The 16,344-nt window shown below is 65.4% G+C and carries 12 protein-coding genes; 6 read left to right on the top strand and 6 right to left on the bottom strand.

The features are described 5' to 3' along the window. The first annotated feature begins 181 nt into the window (after positions 1–181). From gltB to NP3_RS25370, 3 genes are all read left to right on the top strand, one after another. Entirely contained in the window at positions 182–4,834 is a 4,653-nt protein-coding gene (gene gltB, locus NP3_RS25380) for a glutamate synthase large subunit (RefSeq protein WP_063044112.1), read from the top strand. After that, positions 4,827–6,296, top strand: a complete 1,470-nt coding sequence (locus NP3_RS25375; protein WP_063044111.1) for a glutamate synthase subunit beta — start codon at positions 4,827–4,829, stop codon at positions 6,294–6,296. The genes gltB and NP3_RS25375 overlap by 8 nt, the downstream gene beginning before the upstream one ends. A 363-nt stretch (positions 6,297–6,659) precedes the next feature. Further along, a complete protein-coding gene (locus NP3_RS25370; protein ID WP_084508960.1) occupies positions 6,660–7,559 on the top strand; it encodes a cutinase family protein in 900 nt (299 codons plus the stop codon). Positions 7,560–7,631: 72 nt separating this feature from the next. Here the strand turns inward: NP3_RS25370 and NP3_RS48230 are convergent, their stop codons facing one another. Together NP3_RS48230 and NP3_RS25360 are read right to left on the bottom strand one after the other, a co-directional pair. Further along, the gene (locus NP3_RS48230) at positions 7,632–7,925 is read right to left on the bottom strand and encodes a hypothetical protein (protein ID WP_157124541.1); all 294 of its coding nucleotides are present in this window, start codon (positions 7,923–7,925) and stop codon (positions 7,632–7,634) included. 132 nt (positions 7,926–8,057) lie between these two features. Then, positions 8,058–8,675 (bottom strand): histidine phosphatase family protein, encoded by a 618-nt coding sequence (locus tag NP3_RS25360; RefSeq protein ID WP_063044137.1) that lies wholly within the window; start codon positions 8,673–8,675, stop codon positions 8,058–8,060. Positions 8,676–8,817: 142 nt separating this feature from the next. Here NP3_RS25360 and NP3_RS25355 point away from each other — a divergent pair, with 142 nt between their 5' ends. Continuing rightward, positions 8,818–9,396 (top strand): Uma2 family endonuclease, encoded by a 579-nt coding sequence (locus NP3_RS25355; protein ID WP_063044109.1) that lies wholly within the window; start codon positions 8,818–8,820, stop codon positions 9,394–9,396. A 12-nt stretch (positions 9,397–9,408) separates the two neighbouring features. Here NP3_RS25355 and NP3_RS25350 read toward each other — a convergent pair whose 3' ends face one another. Continuing rightward, positions 9,409–10,116 carry a winged helix-turn-helix transcriptional regulator gene (locus NP3_RS25350; protein WP_063044108.1) on the bottom strand — a complete coding sequence of 236 codons (708 nt, stop codon included), beginning with the start codon at positions 10,114–10,116 and terminating at the stop codon, positions 9,409–9,411. A gap of 108 nt (positions 10,117–10,224) precedes the next feature. On the opposite strand from NP3_RS25350, the gene NP3_RS25345 reads away from it, so the two are divergent. Next, positions 10,225–11,739 (top strand): MFS transporter, encoded by a 1,515-nt coding sequence (locus tag NP3_RS25345; RefSeq protein WP_063824908.1) that lies wholly within the window; start codon positions 10,225–10,227, stop codon positions 11,737–11,739. A gap of 55 nt (positions 11,740–11,794) precedes the next feature. Here NP3_RS25345 and NP3_RS25340 read toward each other — a convergent pair whose 3' ends face one another. Both NP3_RS25340 and lysX read right to left on the bottom strand, forming a co-directional pair. Next, on the bottom strand, positions 11,795–12,022 hold the full coding sequence (locus NP3_RS25340) for a hypothetical protein (RefSeq protein WP_063044106.1): 228 nt from the start codon (positions 12,020–12,022) through the stop codon (positions 11,795–11,797). 114 nt (positions 12,023–12,136) lie between these two features. Then, a complete protein-coding gene (gene lysX, locus NP3_RS25335) occupies positions 12,137–15,460 on the bottom strand; it encodes a bifunctional lysylphosphatidylglycerol synthetase/lysine--tRNA ligase LysX (RefSeq protein WP_084508968.1) in 3,324 nt (1,107 codons plus the stop codon). A gap of 143 nt (positions 15,461–15,603) precedes the next feature. Between lysX and NP3_RS25330 the strand changes: the two genes are divergently transcribed. Next, positions 15,604–15,825 (top strand): RNA-binding S4 domain-containing protein, encoded by a 222-nt coding sequence (locus NP3_RS25330; RefSeq protein ID WP_040685709.1) that lies wholly within the window; start codon positions 15,604–15,606, stop codon positions 15,823–15,825. A 4-nt stretch (positions 15,826–15,829) separates the two neighbouring features. Here the strand turns inward: NP3_RS25330 and rraA are convergent, their stop codons facing one another. Further along, positions 15,830–16,306 carry a ribonuclease E activity regulator RraA gene (gene rraA, locus NP3_RS25325; protein ID WP_084508966.1) on the bottom strand — a complete coding sequence of 159 codons (477 nt, stop codon included), beginning with the start codon at positions 16,304–16,306 and terminating at the stop codon, positions 15,830–15,832. Positions 16,307–16,344 lie beyond the last annotated feature (38 nt).

Below are 16,344 nucleotides of genomic sequence, written 5' to 3'. Positions count from 1 at the left end.
TACCGACGAGCACCCCTACGTCATCGCAGCGGGTGGACAACTGGAGACGTGACTGCACGAAGAAGGCCATCAGCGCGGCTGGTTTCGCAACGTACAGGCGCAGTCTTGACGGAGGCAATCGACGAAAGGCCCCTTTCCCATAGGCCGATTCATCGAGGCCGACTTTCTTGAAGGCAGAGGCATGACGCAACTTCCTGGCCACAGGTCCCCCGGACCCATCGGGCTCTATGACCCGGCGAACGAGCACGACGCCTGCGGTGTCGCATTCGTCGTCGACATGCACGGCCGCCGCAGCCGCGACATCGTCGACAAGGCTATTACCGCTCTGTTGAACCTGGAGCACCGCGGTGCCGCAGGTGCCGAACCCAATAGTGGTGACGGCGCCGGCATCCTGATCCAGATTCCGGACCGATTCTTCCGTGCCGTGGTCGATTTCGAGTTGCCGCCGGAGGGCTCCTACGCCACCGGTATTGCCTTCCTGCCGCAGGCCCGCCGCGAGGCGACCAAGGCCGCCTACGGCCTGGAGCGCATCGTCGAATCCGAGGGCCTCGCCGTGCTCGGCTGGCGCGAGGTGCCCACCGACGAGTCCACCCTGGGTGCCCTGGCCCGCGACGCCATGCCGACCTTCCGCCAGATCTTCATCGGCTCGCCGAAGGGTTCGGCCGAGCAGCTGTCGGGCATGGATCTGGAGCGCCGGGCCTACGTGGTGCGCAAGCGCGTCGAGCACGAACTGGGCAAGGCCGGTGCGGGCGAGGGTGCGGTCGGCAAGGAGTCGGTGTACTTCCCGAGCCTGTCCGGTCAGACCTTCGTCTACAAGGGCATGTTCACCACTCCGCAGCTGCGCGCGTTCTACCTTGACCTGCAGGACGGCCGGATGGAGTCCGCCCTCGGCATCGTGCACTCCCGGTTCTCCACCAACACCTTCCCGTCGTGGCCGCTGGCGCATCCGTTCCGCCGGGTCGCGCACAACGGTGAGATCAACACCGTCACCGGTAACGAGAACTGGATGCGGGCTCGCGAGGCACTGCTGCGTTCGGATGTCTTCGGCATCGACGAAGCGGGCAACAACCGCCTCCAGAAGATCTTCCCCGTCTGTACCCCGGGGGCGAGCGATACCGCGCGCTTCGACGAGGTGCTGGAACTGCTGCACCTCGGCGGCCGCAGCTTGCCCCACGCGGTGCTGATGATGATTCCCGAGGCCTGGGAACGCAACGAGAACATGGACCCGCAGCGGCGGGCGTTCTACCGCTACCACTCGATGCTGATGGAGCCGTGGGACGGCCCGGCGTCGGTGTGCTTCTCCGACGGCACCGTGGTCGGCGCCGTGCTCGACCGCAACGGCCTGCGCCCCAGCCGCATCTGGGTCACCGATGACGGTCTGGTCGTCATGGCCTCCGAGGTCGGTGTCCTCGATATCGATCCGGCCAAGGTCGTCCAGAAGGTCCGGCTGCAGCCGGGCCGCATGTTCCTGGTCGACACCTCGCAGGGCCGCATCGTCGGCGACGAGGAGCTCAAGAGCCAGCTGGCCGCCGAGCACCCGTACCAGGAATGGCTGGACGCCGGCGTGACCAAGCTGGCCGATCTGCCCGACCGCCCGCATGTGCACATGTCGCACGATCGCGTGCTGATCCGCCAGCAGATCTTCGGATACACCAATGAAGAGCTGAACCTGCTGATCTCGCCGATGGCCAAGACCGGCGGTGAGGCGCTCGGCTCGATGGGCACCGACACCCCGATCGCGGTGCTGTCCTCGCGCCCCCGGCTGCTCTTCGACTACTTCTCCCAGCTGTTCGCGCAGGTGACCAACCCGCCGCTGGACGCGATCCGCGAAGAAGTGGTGACCAGCCTGCGCCGGGCACTCGGCCCGGAAGCCGACCTGCTGCATCCCGGCCCGGAGTCCTGCCACCAGATCACCATTCCGCAGCCGATTCTGGACAACGACGAGCTGGCCAAGCTCATCCACATCAACGACGACGGCTCGCATCCGGAGCTGCGCTCGGTGGTCGTGCACGGTCTGTACCCGGTGAAGAAGGGTGGCAAGGGCCTGCGCAAGGCGCTCGAGGCCATCAATACCCAGGTCTCGGCCGCCATCGAGGGCGGTGCGCGGATCATCGTGCTGTCCGATCGCGAGTCCAATGAGAAGCTGGCGCCGATTCCGTCGCTGCTGCTGACCTCGTCGGTGCACCACCACCTGGTGCGTGAACGCACTCGCACCATGGTCGGCGTGGTCGTCGAGGCCGGTGACGCCCGCGAGGTGCACCACATGGCCATGCTGGTCGGCTTCGGCGCGGCCGCGATCAACCCGTACATGGCCTTCGAGACCATCGAGGATCTGCTCGAGCGCGGTGGGCTCCAGATGCCGGGCAGCACCGGCGATCTGGCCGCCGATTACCGCAAGGCCGTCGCGAACTACAACAAGGCCGCGAGCAAGGGCGTGCTGAAGGTGATGTCCAAGATGGGCATCTCCACCATCGCTTCCTACACCGGCGCGCAGCTGTTCCAGGTGATCGGCCTGTCGCAGGAACTGGTGGACGAGTACTTCACCGGCCTGCGTTCGCATCTGGACGGCATCGGCCTCGACGAGCTCGCCGCCGATGTGGCAGCCCGGCACACCGTGGCGTTCCTGGAGAACCGCAACGAGCGCGCGCACCGCGAGCTCGAGGTCGGCGGTGAATACCAGTGGCGGCGCGAGGGTGAGTACCACCTGTTCAACCCGGACACCGTATTCAAGCTGCAGCACGCCACCCGCAGCGGTCAGTACTCGATCTTCAAGGAGTACACCAAGCTGGTCGACGATCAGTCCGAGCGGCTGGCCTCGCTGCGCGGCCTGTTCAAGTTCAGGACCGGTGAGCGCAAGCCGATTTCGATCGACGAGGTCGAACCGGCCAGCGCCATCGTCAAGCGGTTCTCCACCGGCGCGATGAGCTACGGCTCCATCTCCTCCGAGGCGCACGAGACCCTCGCGATCGCGATGAACCGCCTCGGCGGTCGCTCGAATTCCGGTGAGGGCGGCGAACATCCGGCCCGCTTCGAGGTCGAGGAGAACGGTGACTGGCGGCGTTCGGCGATCAAGCAGGTCGCCTCGGGTCGCTTCGGTGTCACCGCGCACTACCTGACCAACTGCACCGATATCCAGATCAAGATGGCCCAGGGCGCCAAGCCCGGTGAGGGCGGTCAGCTACCCGCGCACAAGGTGTACCCGTGGGTCGCCGAGGTGCGGCATTCGACGCCCGGCGTCGGCCTGATCTCGCCGCCGCCGCATCACGACATCTACTCCATCGAGGATCTGGCGCAGCTGATCCATGACCTGAAGAACGCGAACCCGCAGGCGCGGATTCACGTGAAACTTGTTGCGGAGCCAGGTGTCGGCACGGTTGCGGCCGGTGTGTCGAAGGCGCACGCGGACGTGGTGCTGATCTCCGGCCACGACGGTGGTACCGGCGCCTCGCCGCTGACCTCGCTGAAGCATGCGGGCGGCCCCTGGGAGCTCGGCCTGGCCGAGACCCAGCAGACGTTGCTGCTCAACGGACTTCGCGATCGCATCGTCGTGCAGGTCGACGGCCAGATGAAGACCGGCCGCGACGTGATGATCGCCGCACTCCTCGGCGCCGAGGAATTCGGTTTCGCCACTGCGCCTCTGGTGGTTTCGGGCTGCATCATGATGCGGGTCTGCCACCTCGACACCTGCCCCGTCGGTGTCGCGACGCAGAACCCGGTGCTGCGCGAACGCTTCACCGGCAAGCCGGAATTCGTCGAGAACTTCATGCTGTTCATCGCCGAGGAGGTCCGGGAACTGCTGGCGGAGTTGGGCTTCCGTACCCTGGACGAGGCCATCGGTCGGGTCGATATGCTCGACACCTCCCAGGCCAAGGCGCACTGGAAGGCCAGCAAGCTGGACCTGTCGCCGATCCTCGACGATGTCGAGACGGCATTCATGCGCCAGGACCGGTACTGCACCAAGACCCAGGACCACGGCCTGGACCGGGCGCTGGACGTGCAGCTGATCGCGCAGAGCGCCGATGCGCTCGAGCGCGGTCAGGCGGTGAAGTTCGAAACCAAGATCACGAACGTGAACCGCACCGTCGGCACCATGCTCGGCCACGAGGTGACCAAGCTCTACGGTGGCGCGGGCCTGCCCGACGACACCATCGACATCACCTTCACCGGTTCCGCGGGCAACAGCTTCGGCGCGTTCGTGCCCGCGGGCATCACGCTGCGGGTGCAGGGCGACGCGAACGACTATGTGGGCAAGGGCCTTTCCGGCGGCCATCTGATCGTGCGCCCGTCGCTGAACGCACCGGCCGACTTCGTCGCGGAGCAGAACATCATCGCGGGCAACGTGATCCTGTTCGGCGCCACCAGCGGCCAGGCCTTCATCAACGGTGTGGTCGGCGAGCGGTTCGCCGTGCGCAACTCCGGTGCCACCGCGGTGGTCGAGGGCGTCGGTGACCACGGCTGTGAGTACATGACCGGTGGCCGGGTGGTCATCCTCGGTGAGACCGGCCGCAACTTCGGCGCCGGTATGTCCGGTGGTGTCGCCTTCGTCTACGACCCGAACGGCACCTTCGAGGCAAAGCTCAACCCCGAGCAGGCCGACGCGGTCGAGCAGCTCGCCGGTGACGACTTCACCTGGCTGCGCGACATCGTCACCCAGCACCGCGATCAGACGGGTTCGGCTGTCGCCGAACGCATTCTGAGCGACTGGTCCCAGCAGGTGAACCACTTCGTGAAGGTTATGCCGCGCGAATACAAGAAGGTTTTGCTCGCGATCTCCGAGGCCGAGAAGAACGGCATGGATGTCGACGAGGCGATTATGGAGGCTGCACGTGGCTGACCCGCAAGGATTTCTGAAGCACACCAAACGGGAACTGCCGACGCGTCGTCCGGTTCCGCTGCGCCTGATGGACTGGAAAGAGGTCTACGAGCAGGGTTTCTCGCATCAGACCCTGCAGACCCAGGCCAGCCGGTGTATGGACTGCGGTATTCCGTTCTGTCACAATGGCTGTCCGCTGGGCAATCTCATCCCGGAGTGGAACGACCTGGTGCACAAGGGCCAGTGGCGTGAGGGCATCGACCGGCTGCACGCGACCAACAACTTCCCGGAGTTCACCGGGCGGCTGTGCCCGGCGCCGTGCGAGGCGTCCTGTGTCCTCGGCATCAACCAGGATCCGGTGACGATCAAGCAGGTCGAGGTCGAGCTCATCGAGAACGCCTTCGACGAGGGCTGGGTGACCCCGGTCTACCCGACCCGCCTCACCGGCAAGAGGGTCGCCGTGGTCGGTTCCGGCCCGGCCGGTCTGGCCGCCGCACAGCAGCTGACCAGGGCCGGTCACACCGTGACCGTCTTCGAGCGCGCCGACCGCATCGGTGGCCTGCTGCGCTACGGCATTCCGGAATTCAAGATGGAGAAGCGCTTCATCGACCGTCGGCTCGCGCAGATGGAGGCCGAGGGCACCATCTTCAAGACCGGGGTGAACGTCGGTGTCGATATCACCGCCGCGCAGCTGCGCGAGCGGTTCGACGCGATCGTGCTGGCTGGTGGCGCCACCCTGGCGCGTGACCTGCCTATCCCGGGCCGGGATCTGGACGGCATCCACCAGGCGATGGAGTTCCTGCCGTGGGCCAACCGGGTGCAGCTCGGCGACGATGTCACCGACGAGAACGGGCTGCCGCCGATCCACGCCAAGGACAAGAAGGTCGTCATCATCGGTGGCGGCGACACCGGTGCGGACTGTCTGGGCACCTCGCACCGTCAGGGCGCGGCCAGCATCCACCAGTTCGAGATCATGCCGCGGCCGCCGGAGGAGCGCGCCTCCTCCACCCCGTGGCCGACCTACCCGCTGATGTACCGGGTGTCCTCGGCGCACGAGGAGGGCGGCGAACGGGTGTTCTCGGTGAACACCGAGCGTTTCGTCGGCGCGGACGGCAAGGTCACCGCGCTGGAGGCGCACGAGGTCAAGATGGTCAACGGCCGCTTCGAGAAGGTCGAAGGCACCGACTTCACCCTCGAGGCCGATCTGGTGCTGCTCGCCATGGGCTTCACCGGACCCGAGAAGCCGGGCCTGCTCGAAGGTCTTGGCGTCGGCTACGACCAGCGCGGCAATGTCCAGCGCGATAAGAACTGGTCGACCAATGTTCCCGGCGTATTCGTCGCCGGTGATATGGGCCGCGGCCAGTCGCTGATCGTCTGGGCCATCGCCGAGGGCCGCGCCGCCGCGTCCGCGGTCGACAAGTTCCTCGAGGGCGAGACCGCGCTGCCCGCGCCGATCCCGCCGACGGCAGTCGCGCAACGATAAACCTCTCTTACCGGAGCGGAAAGGGCGCCTGTGGATCTCGAATCCACAGGCGCCCTTATCGTTTGCCACGCCTACGTATCCGATCTTGGCGCGACACGCCGAAGGTCGCTGAGCGGAGCCGTTTTCGGCGGGCGCGCTGACGGGAATCGGACACGGTAACGAGTTCGAATGGCGCAGGTCGAGGCGTTGCCTTATTGTGATCTGCGGCGTGGTGCGTGATCTTGGGATGTGGGTTGCGACGTGTGTGTCATACCGGTGGGTGACCCGATATGCACTGGACCGACATCCGCCGAGGTCAGCACGGTTGGCAAAAGACTGTCGGAGCTAGCTCTCGCAAGGGGCGATGTTTTGAACTGGAGCGGTATGCGGTTGAAGAAGGTGGCCGCCGCACTCGGTGCGTGCGCGGCTGTAGCATCCGGCGTAGTCCTCGGTAGCGGTTCGGTAACGGCCGATCCGGGCTGCCCGAGCCTCTATGTGGTTGCGATTCCCGGTACTTGGGAGACCGGAAAGGACAAGACGCCGCAGCCCGGCATGCTGTCCGGCGTAACCAATGGTCTCGGCCGGTCGGTGGATGTCGATTACGTGACATATGCCGCGACCGCCTTCCCGTGGGAAGGCGATGTCTACGGCGCGTCCAAGAAGGAAGCGACCGATCGCGCCCGTGGCCTTGCCACCGCGATGGCGCAGAGCTGTGGCGGCACCAAGATCGCGATCGTCGGCTACAGCCAGGGTGCGGATGCGGCTGGCGATCTTGCCGCCGAAATCGGCACCGGCCTGAGCCCGATTCCGGCGGACCGGATCGCGGGTGTCGGCCTGATCTCCGATCCGCGCCGCTCGCCCACCGACATCCAGGTCGGACCGGTCGCGCCGGGCGCGGGCGCCGGCGGCGCTCGGGTCGGCGGCTTCGGCTGGCTCAGCGATCGCACCCGCACCATCTGCGCGCTCGACGATCTCTACTGCGCAACCGCCACCGACGATTTCGTTACCCGGTTCGCCGGCTTCCTCGCGCAGACCTCGGAGGCAAATCCGGCCAACCTCTGGCGCTACCAGCTCGAGGCGGGCGCCATCATGAACGACCTGATGAACCTCGGCGGCATCCCGACGCTGCAGTCGCAGCTCACCGAGTCCGCCAACCAGCAGCGAGCGAAGGATCTGGAGCGGTTCTACAACTCGCACGCGCATACGCTCTACGGCAGCTACCCGGTGGGCGGCGGTCAGACCGCTATCTCCTGGATGCACAACTGGATCGCGGGCATGGCCTGATTCCATAGCCACATAGCGAAGGCCACCTCTCCTCCGGATGGAGAGGTGGCCTTTCGCTTTCTACTACCGTGATCAGCCCGCGGAGCCGGTCGGCGGCTGGAAGGGCTGCGGTCCAGGGCCAGGGAGGCCGTTATCGGGTCCCGGGAACCATGGACCCTGGTTGTCGCCACCGTCGCCGAGGTGGTGGTGATGGTGGTGGTGACGGTCGATATCTGTGCCCTGCAATGGAATCGGACCCGATACGGACTGGGCGGATGCATCGGGCTCGGCCGCGGAGGCAGTGACGGCGAGGGCGCCGAGCGGCATGGCGATCAATGCGGCGGCGACGGCGACTCGGGCGACGTTACGCCTTGTCTTGGAGAGCAAAACGGTTCCTTTCTCGCGGATGGTGAGTCGCTGGTACGGCGGCTCACCGGTCCCATCGAAGGCTCCGTCACTGGGATTGAGGTGCGATCATTCTGGCAGTCGACTGTGAATGACCGAGTCTGGGAACAACCATCAAGGTTGCTGTGAAATATTGCGCGGCAACAGATCCCACACGTGGCCGTTCTCATTGATGGTCGCCGCGGTCCGGCGGCCGCTGCGGGAGAACAGGATCCGGGTGATCGAGCAATAGTCGATCGGGAAGGTCAGCGGCCGGGCCAGGCCGAGCACTTCCTGCAGGAACACATTGATCACCCCGCCGTGCGCGAAGACGAGCACCGTATCGGCCGGATCGGTGTGCGCGGCGATCGAGGTGATGGCATCGCGCACCTGGGTGATGAAGGCTGTCGCATCGATCTGTTCGGGCAGATGTCCGGACTTGATCCGGTCGTAGACGGCCGTGAATTCGACCTTGGCATCCTCGATCGGAACGTAGGAGGGCAGGTCGCGATCGTATTCGGCCAGATCGTCGATCACATCCACCGCGAGCCCGAGTTTCGCCGCGGTCGGCTCGGCCGTCTCCCGCGCCCGTAGCTGCGGACTGCTCACGATCCGACTGATCCGATGCTGACTCAGTGCCGCAGGCACCCGTTCGGCCTGCTCTAGGCCGACCGGCGCCAATCCGGGATCGGCCGGTCCGCCGGAGGTCTGCACCCGCAACGGCTGAGCATGACGAACGAATATCAACTGCACCTCGCCCACTCTGCCGTATCCGGACTCCGCGCCGATATCAGGGTGAACCAGCGCCGCGCCGAAGATCGCTGCCCTGCGTTCGGCATCCATCCTGTTGCGTGTGGCCGATTGAATCGGTTGTACCGGCTCCATACTCGCTGCTGTGACCAGCGAGCCCTTTCCACAGTGGCTGCGACCGCCGCCGGGTGGATTTACCGCCGAGGACTTGGACCGATTGCCAGGGCTGCCACCGCATTCGCAGTTGATCGACGGAAGTCTCGTCGTCGCGGCCAGACAGACCAAGTTCCATATGTTGGCCGTTTCACTGCTGGAGATATCTTTGCACGGACAGGCACCCGCACATCTGAGGGTTCGACGGCAAATGACAGTGACGCTGGGACGTGACCAGCGACCAGAACCTGACATCATCGCAGTACATGCCGACCGCGATGGTGGTCCGGAGCTGACGACATACCAGGCCGATGACGTCGTGCTCGCCATCGAGGTCGTGTCGGTGGAATCTCGCACTCGTGATCGTGAGCGCAAGCCCCAGCTGTATGCCCGCGCAGGCATCACCCACTTCTGGCGTGTCGAGAATGTCGACGGGCGTCCGGTGGTCTATGTCTACGAACTCGATCCCGCCACAAAGGCATACGCGCTCACGGGGATCCATCATGACCGCCTGCGTCTGAGTGTTCCGTTCGAGATCGACATCGATCTGACCGAAATCGACCGGTGGTAGATTCGCCGCCGCTTACTTCGGGGGATTCGCGGTGCACTCCGGGGGCAGCTCGAAAAAGCTGACGAATTGTTCGACGGCAGCGGGCGGCCCACTGATCTTGGTTTCGCCGGAGGCCAGGCTTTCGGCCAGCGGTCGGCCTTGGACGGTGACGGCGATGAAGACAGGGACCGTGGTGTGGATGGCGACGGTTGCGGAACCGGTCGCGCCACGGCTGATGCCCAGGGTTTCATCGGCGACGATCGCGTGGAATTCGTCTGTGCCGGAATCGGATCCGGTGAAGTACAAGTCGTAGTCGGCGTGCACGCCTGCGGCACGGGCGGGTTGGAAGAAGGTGCGCAGGGTGACTATCAGCGAATCGGTGGACATGTCCGAGCAGCTGTAACTGTTGGGGGTGCGGGCCCCCCAGCGGTTGAGCGCGACGATCACGTCGTCGAGTTCGCGTCCCCAATCGGTGAGGTCGTAGACGGCGGCGGCGACCGGCGGCGGCAGCTTGCGCTTGTGCACGACACCGATCTGGACGAGTTCCTCGAGCCGTTGCGAGAGCACATTGGGACTGATGCCGGGCAGTCCGGCGCGCAGATCGGTGAAGCGCTTGGGGCCCAGGAGTAGTTCGCGCACCACGAGCAGGGTCCAGCGCTCGCCGACGAGGTCGAGCGCGCGAGCGGCACCGCAGGCGTCGTGGTAGCTGCGCTTGGCGCGCTGCTCCGGGGCAACAGTCATGAACTACAGCATATCAGTCGATTCTTCAACTGAATTAATTAGTTGTCTTTTAGGACTAACCATTGCTAGCGTGCCACAGTAACGATCTTCGGGTGGAAGGCGTCTGTGGTGACGGAAGCAAAAGAACGACATAGACAGGCGGGGGACGCCCCGGCCGGTTCGGACAGCAAGCGCTGGCTCGCCCTCTATGTGTTGTGCGGCGGCATGCTGATGATCGTGCTCGATGCGACGATCGTGAATGTCGCGCTCGCGGATATCCAGACCGACCTGGGCTTCACCGCATCGGGTCTGGCCTGGGTGGTGAACGGATATCTGATCTCCTTCGGCGGCCTGCTCATGCTGGCAGGCCGACTCGGTGACCTGATCGGTCGCCGCACCATGTTCCTGTCCGGTCTGGTGGTCTTCACCCTGGCGTCGGCGCTGTGCGGTGCGGCTGTCAACGAGGTAACCCTCATCGCGGCCCGCTTCCTGCAGGGCATCGGCGGCGCCATGACTTCGGCGGTCATCCTCGGCATGATCTTCGCGATGTTCCCGGATCCGCGCGAGCAGGCCAAGGCGATCGGTCGCTACGCCTTTGTCGCGTCGGCCGGTGGCGCGATCGGCCTGCTGCTCGGAGGTTTCCTGACCGCCCTGGACTGGCGGCTGATCTTCCTGGTCAACCTGCCGATCGGCATCGCGGTCGGCCTCGGCGCGCTCGAGATCCTGGACAAGGACAAGGGCGCCGGACTGAAGGACGGCGCGGATGTGCCCGGCGCCGTGCTGATCACGGCGGCGCTGATGCTCGGCGTCTACACGATCGTCAAACCGGCGGCGGAATACGGCTGGACCGATCCGGTCACGCTCGCGCTCGGCGCGGCCGCGCTGGTGCTGCTCGGCGGATTCATCGCGCGGGAGGCGACGGCGGCCACTCCGCTGATGCCGCTGAAGATCTTCCGCTCGCGGAATCTGTCCGGCGCCAATGTGATCCAGGTGCTGACCGTGGCGGGCATGTTCGGCATGTTCTTCATGGGTTCGCTGTACCTGAAGCAAGTGCTCGGCTATTCGCCGATCCAGCTCGGCACGGCCTTCTTCCCGGTCGCGGCGATCATGGGTCTGCTGTCGGTGCGCTACTCCGAACATCTGGTGATGCGCTTCGGCGCCCGCAAGGTGCTGATTCCCGGTCTGCTGCTGATCCTCGTGGCGCTGCTCTGGCTGACCCAGGCGCCGGTGGACGGCAGCTACTGGATCGACATCTTCGGCCCGATGGTGCTGTTCGGTACCGGTGCTGGTCTGGCCTTCCCGTCGCTGATGAATCTGGCGATGTCGGGGGTCGAGCCGCAGGAGGCCGGGCTGGCCTCGGGTCTGGCCAACACCACCATGCAGGTCGGTGGCGCGCTCGGTCTGGCGGTGCTGGCCACCCTGTCGGCGAGCAGGACCGAACATCTGCTGAAGGACGGTGTCGCGGCAAATGTGGCGCTCACCAACGGATTCCACCTGGCGTTCTGGATCGGCGCCGCACTGGTGGTCGCCGCGCTGGTCGCGGCGGTGGTGGTGCTGAAGTCGGTGCGGGCGCAGCCGCACGGCGAACTCGATGACGAGCTGTTGCTCGAGGCCGAGGTGGCCTCCGAACGCACCGCCATCTAGTCCGAAATACCGAAACGGCCCGGTTCGCGATGCGAGCCGGGCCGTTTTCGTGGATTTACTGCTGCTTCTTGCGCTGGGTCAGCAGGTAGATGCCGCCGACGATCAGGGCGACGACGACCAGGCAGCAGATGCCGCCGATGATCAGCCCACTGCTGCTCTTCTTCTTTTTCTTGGCCGCGAACTCCACTGCCGATGCCAGAGTGTCGGAGTTGGACAGGGTGTCCGCGCTCGCCCACACCTGCGGGTCCAGCAGAGCTGTGTTGGTCAGCAGGTCAAGATACATATGCATCCCCAGTGTCGAAGGTAACGGCCTCCTCCCGGGGCCGAATCATCAAGGCTACCGGGCGATTACCGATTGGGAAACTTTCCCCGATTGCAATATTTCATAGTGAGGTCTTCACCGCGGCTTCACCAATGGGAAGGGCAGCGTCTCGCGGATGCTGCGGCCGGTGATCAACATGACGATGCGGTCCACGCCCATGCCCAATCCGCCGGTCGGAGGCATCGCGTGTTCGAGCGCCTGCAGGAAGTCCTCGTCCAGCTCCATCGCTTCCGGATCGCCGTTTGCCGCGAGCATCGACTGTTCGGTGAGCCTGCGGCGCTGTTCGATCGGATCGGTGAGTTCGCTGTAGGCCGTACCCAATTCGACGCCCCAGGCGACCAGGTCCCAGCGTTCGGTCACGCCGGGGATGCTGCGGTGCGCACGGGTCAACGGGGAGACCGAGGTGGGAAAGTCGATGTAGAAAGTCGGCTGCTCCGTATGAGATTCGACCAGATGCTCGTACATTTCCTGTACGACCTGCCCGGCATCCCAGCCGTGCTGATACGGCACCTCCGCCTTATCGCAGAGTTCGCGCAGCTCGTCGATTGTGGTCTGCGAGTTGATCTTGGTGCCGAGTGCCTCCGATACCGCGCCGTGCACGGTCTTCACCGTCCACTCACCGGAGATGTCCACCTCTTCGAAGGAGCCGTCCGATTTGGGTCGCATTGCGACCATCGAACCATTGGCGGCCTGCGCGGCGTTCTGGATGAGCTGGCGGGCCAGCTGCATCATCCGCTCGTAATCGGCATGTGCCTCATAGGCTTCCAGGCTGGTGAACTCCGGATTGTGGCTGAAGTCCACGCCCTCGTTGCGGAAGTTGCGCCCGATTTCGAAGACCTTCTCCATACCGCCGACGCACAGCCGCTTGAGATACAGCTCGGGCGCGATCCGCAGATACAGATCCAGATCGTAGGCATTGATATGGGTGAGGAACGGAGTCGCATTGGCCCCGCCGTGCACCTTCTGCAGTATCGGGGTCTCCACCTCGAGATATCCCCAGGCGTTCAACGAATCCCGCAGCGAGCGCACCACCGCGGTCCGCTTGCTCAGCACCTCGCGGACCTCGGGATTGATCGCCATATCGACGTAGCGCTGACGCACCCTGGCCTCGGGATCGGCCAGGCCCTTCCACTTGTCCGGCAGCGGATGCAGGCATTTGCCGATCATCCGCCAGTCCGCGGCCAGCAGTGAGAGTTCACCGCGTCGACTGTGCCCGATCTGGCCGCTGACCTCGATGAGGTCGCCGAGGTCGAAGAATTCGCCGAATTCGGCGCTGCGTTCGGCACCGACCCGATCGCGGTCGATAACCAGCTGGATATCGTCGGTCCAGTCCCGGACCACCGCGAAGATCACACCGCCGTAATCGCGGATGCGCAGCAGTCGGCCGCAGACCCGCACCGTGGTGCCGCGCGGTGAACGACGCGCTGCCGCAACGGTATGTGTCGGGGGGTATGCGACCGGATAGGGATCGACTCCGGCGGACGCGAGCCGGTCGAGTTTGTCCATGCGCACCCGCACCTGCTCCGGGCGGCGCGGAAGCTGTTCCACACCGACGTTGTCCGGCAGATCCGGCGGACTGCCGTCGGTGTGCAGGCCGGTGATACCCGCGGGTACCGCACTGTGCAGACCGGTGTGGGTGATGGTCTCGGGTTCCTTGCCGAAGCGCGGTAGGAAGCCCTCGGCGAGCGCACTGGCGATGGCCACCCGAGGTAGTTGCCTGCGCTCCTCGAATAGGAAGAACCGGGGCACCCAGTGCGGCTGATACTTCACATTCGACCGGTACAGCGCCTCCAACTGCCACCAGCGCGAAAAGAACAGCAGCACACCGCGCCACAGCCGCAGCACGGGTCCGGCGCCGATGCGTCCGCCCTCTTCGAAGACGGAGCGGAATACCGCGAAGTTCAGCGAAACCTTGGTGATGCCATGCTGTTCGGAGGTCAGCGCGAGCTGGGAGATCATCAGCTCCATGACACCGTTGGGGCCGTGTGGATCTCGACGCATCAGTTCGAGTGACGCACCGGTGCGTCCCCACGGCACCAGCGACAGCATGCCGAGCACCTGCTCCTGCGAATTTACCGCCTCGACCAGCAGGCAGTCGCCGTCCAACCGATCGCCGAGGCGGCCGAGCGCCATGGAGAAGCCGCGCTCGGTTTCGGTATCGCGCCAGGCATCGGCACGGGCGATCACCTGCCGGAACTCCTCGGCCGGGATATCGCGGTGGCGGCGGATCCGCACGGTGATCCCGTGCTTGCGCAACCGGTTCGCCGCCTGGCGGACCTGCTTCATCTCCGGGCCCGCGAGCGAGAAGGTCCTGGTGTCGAGAATGGCCTCGTCACCGAGGCGCAGCGCCGAAAGTCCGGCGCGCCGGTACGCCGTCGCACCGAGTTCGCTCGCGCCCATGACCGCTGGCGCCCAACCGAATTCGTCGGCCAGCTGCAGCCACGCATCGATCGCCTGCGGCCAGGCCTCGCGAATGCCGATCGGATCGCCACTGGCGAGGCAGACGCCCAATTCGACGCGATAGGTCAGCGCCGCCTTGCCGCTCGGTGCGAAGACCACCGCCTTATCGCGCCGAGTCGCGAAGTAGCCGAGCGAATCCTCGACATCGGAGCGTTCCAGCAGACCGCGGATCGCGGACTCGTCGGTGCCGGTCATCGCATTGCCGGCACGCTGCGACCGCAGCAGGATGACCACCGCGGCCAGCAGCGCGATGGCGCCGAAGAGGCCGAGCAGGAAGTTGACGAACGGGCGCGGATGGCCGTCGAAATGTTCGTTGTCGACCAAGATTGCGGCGGTCACCCGATAGACCGTCCACAGCGGCCGCTGCACGCCAGGGGGCAGCGAACCGGGGAGCAACTCCACCAGACCCCAGCCCAGCAGACAGCCGACCGCGAGACCGCCGGCCAGTACGCCCAACGCCTTCCAGCCCGCCCCCGGGCGCACCTTGGTGTAGAACTCCCGCCAGGACGCGAGCAGCACGCCGATCGCGGCGAGCTGAACCACCGCGGCCACCAGCGCGTGCATATTGCCCTCGTCGGCGAATTCGAGCACATTCGCCAGCGCGTAGAGCGCGATATAGCCGAGCAGCAACCACCAGGCGATTCGCTTGCGGCTCGCCGTCGCCCCCGCGAGCAGACCGACCACCAGCGCCCACACCAGGCTGGTATCCGGTGCGTCGAAGTAGTACAGGTCGATGTAGCGACGCGGTACATGCGTCAGATACCGCAGTCCGGGCGAGAGGCTCCACAGGAAGCAGAGCACGGCGAACACGCCAAGGAGCAGACCCGCGATATGTGGGACCTCGCGCAACCGTCCGTGTCCGCGGTGCGGAACCGGTGGTGCCGATCTCTCCGAGGGTGCTTCGGTGTCGATGTGTTGCCCGGCGTGCGTGGTTGTCACAGCACCAGTGTGTACGGTGCCGCGGTAGTGGTGCTCGAAGACCACCCGGGCATGTCGGTTATCGGAGTGTCATCCATGTGTCTAGGTCGCTTGCATGGGGGTTGGATTTCCGGTTCGACGGCCACGGAGTAAGGATGTATCCCATGTCCGATGCAGTCGATGTGCCGATCGATGACGACGTCATTCGACTCGGTCAGTTCCTCAAGCTGGCCAATTTGATCGATTCCGGATCGGAGGCCAAGACGGTGATCGCCGCGGGTCTGGTACGGGTCAACGAGGAGGTGGAACTGCGTCGCGGACGGCAACTGCATGTCGGCGACATTGTGGCCATCGCCGGTCACCGGGCCAGGGTGGCGGCGGTCTAGCCGCTCAGTCTTCGGCACGGACCACGATGCCGTCGTGGTCGCTGTAGAGCATGTGGCCGGGCACGAAGGTGACGCCGCCGAATTCCACCGGGATATCGCGGTCGCCCGAGCCGGTCTGGGTGCTTTTGCGCGGGTTGGTGCCCAGCGCCTTGATGCCGATATCGAGCGTGCGCAGGATGGCCGAGTCGCGCACCGCACCGTTGACGATGACGCCGGACCAGCCGTTGGCCACACCGCGTCCGGCGATGATGTCGCCGACCAATGCGGTGTGCACGCTGGCGTCGCCGTCGACGACGAGCACGCCGCCGTTGCCCGGCTCGCCCAGCGTTTGCTTGACCAGCAGGTTGTCCTGGAAGCAGCGGATCGTGGTGATGCGCCCGGAGAACTCCGCGCGCCCGCCGAACTGGATGAACTGCGTATCGCAGCTACGGATTTCGGGGCCGATCTCGTCGGCGAGGTCCGCGGTGGCAATGGTGTTCACTGTGACATTCTGCCGCGCCTGCGGCGCGGCGTGTTCGC

Origin of the sequence: Nocardia pseudovaccinii NBRC 100343 (genome assembly GCF_001613225.1) — a bacterium.
GTDB classification, from domain to species: Bacteria; Actinomycetota; Actinomycetes; order Mycobacteriales; family Mycobacteriaceae; genus Nocardia; species Nocardia pseudovaccinii.
The sequence above is the reverse complement of the archived record's forward strand: the minus strand, read 5'-3'. Positions and strand labels throughout refer to the sequence as shown.

Coding starts and splice junctions, on each gene's coding strand:
- gltB (WP_063044112.1), top strand. CDS start 182: ATGACGCAACTTCCTGGCCACAGGTCCCCCGGACCCATCGGGCTCTAT.
- NP3_RS25340 (WP_063044106.1), bottom strand. CDS start 12,022: ATGTATCTTGACCTGCTGACCAACACAGCTCTGCTGGACCCGCAGGTG.
- NP3_RS25350 (WP_063044108.1), bottom strand. CDS start 10,116: ATGACTGTTGCCCCGGAGCAGCGCGCCAAGCGCAGCTACCACGACGCC.
- NP3_RS25370 (WP_084508960.1), top strand. CDS start 6,660: ATGCGGTTGAAGAAGGTGGCCGCCGCACTCGGTGCGTGCGCGGCTGTA.
- NP3_RS25330 (WP_040685709.1), top strand. CDS start 15,604: ATGTCCGATGCAGTCGATGTGCCGATCGATGACGACGTCATTCGACTC.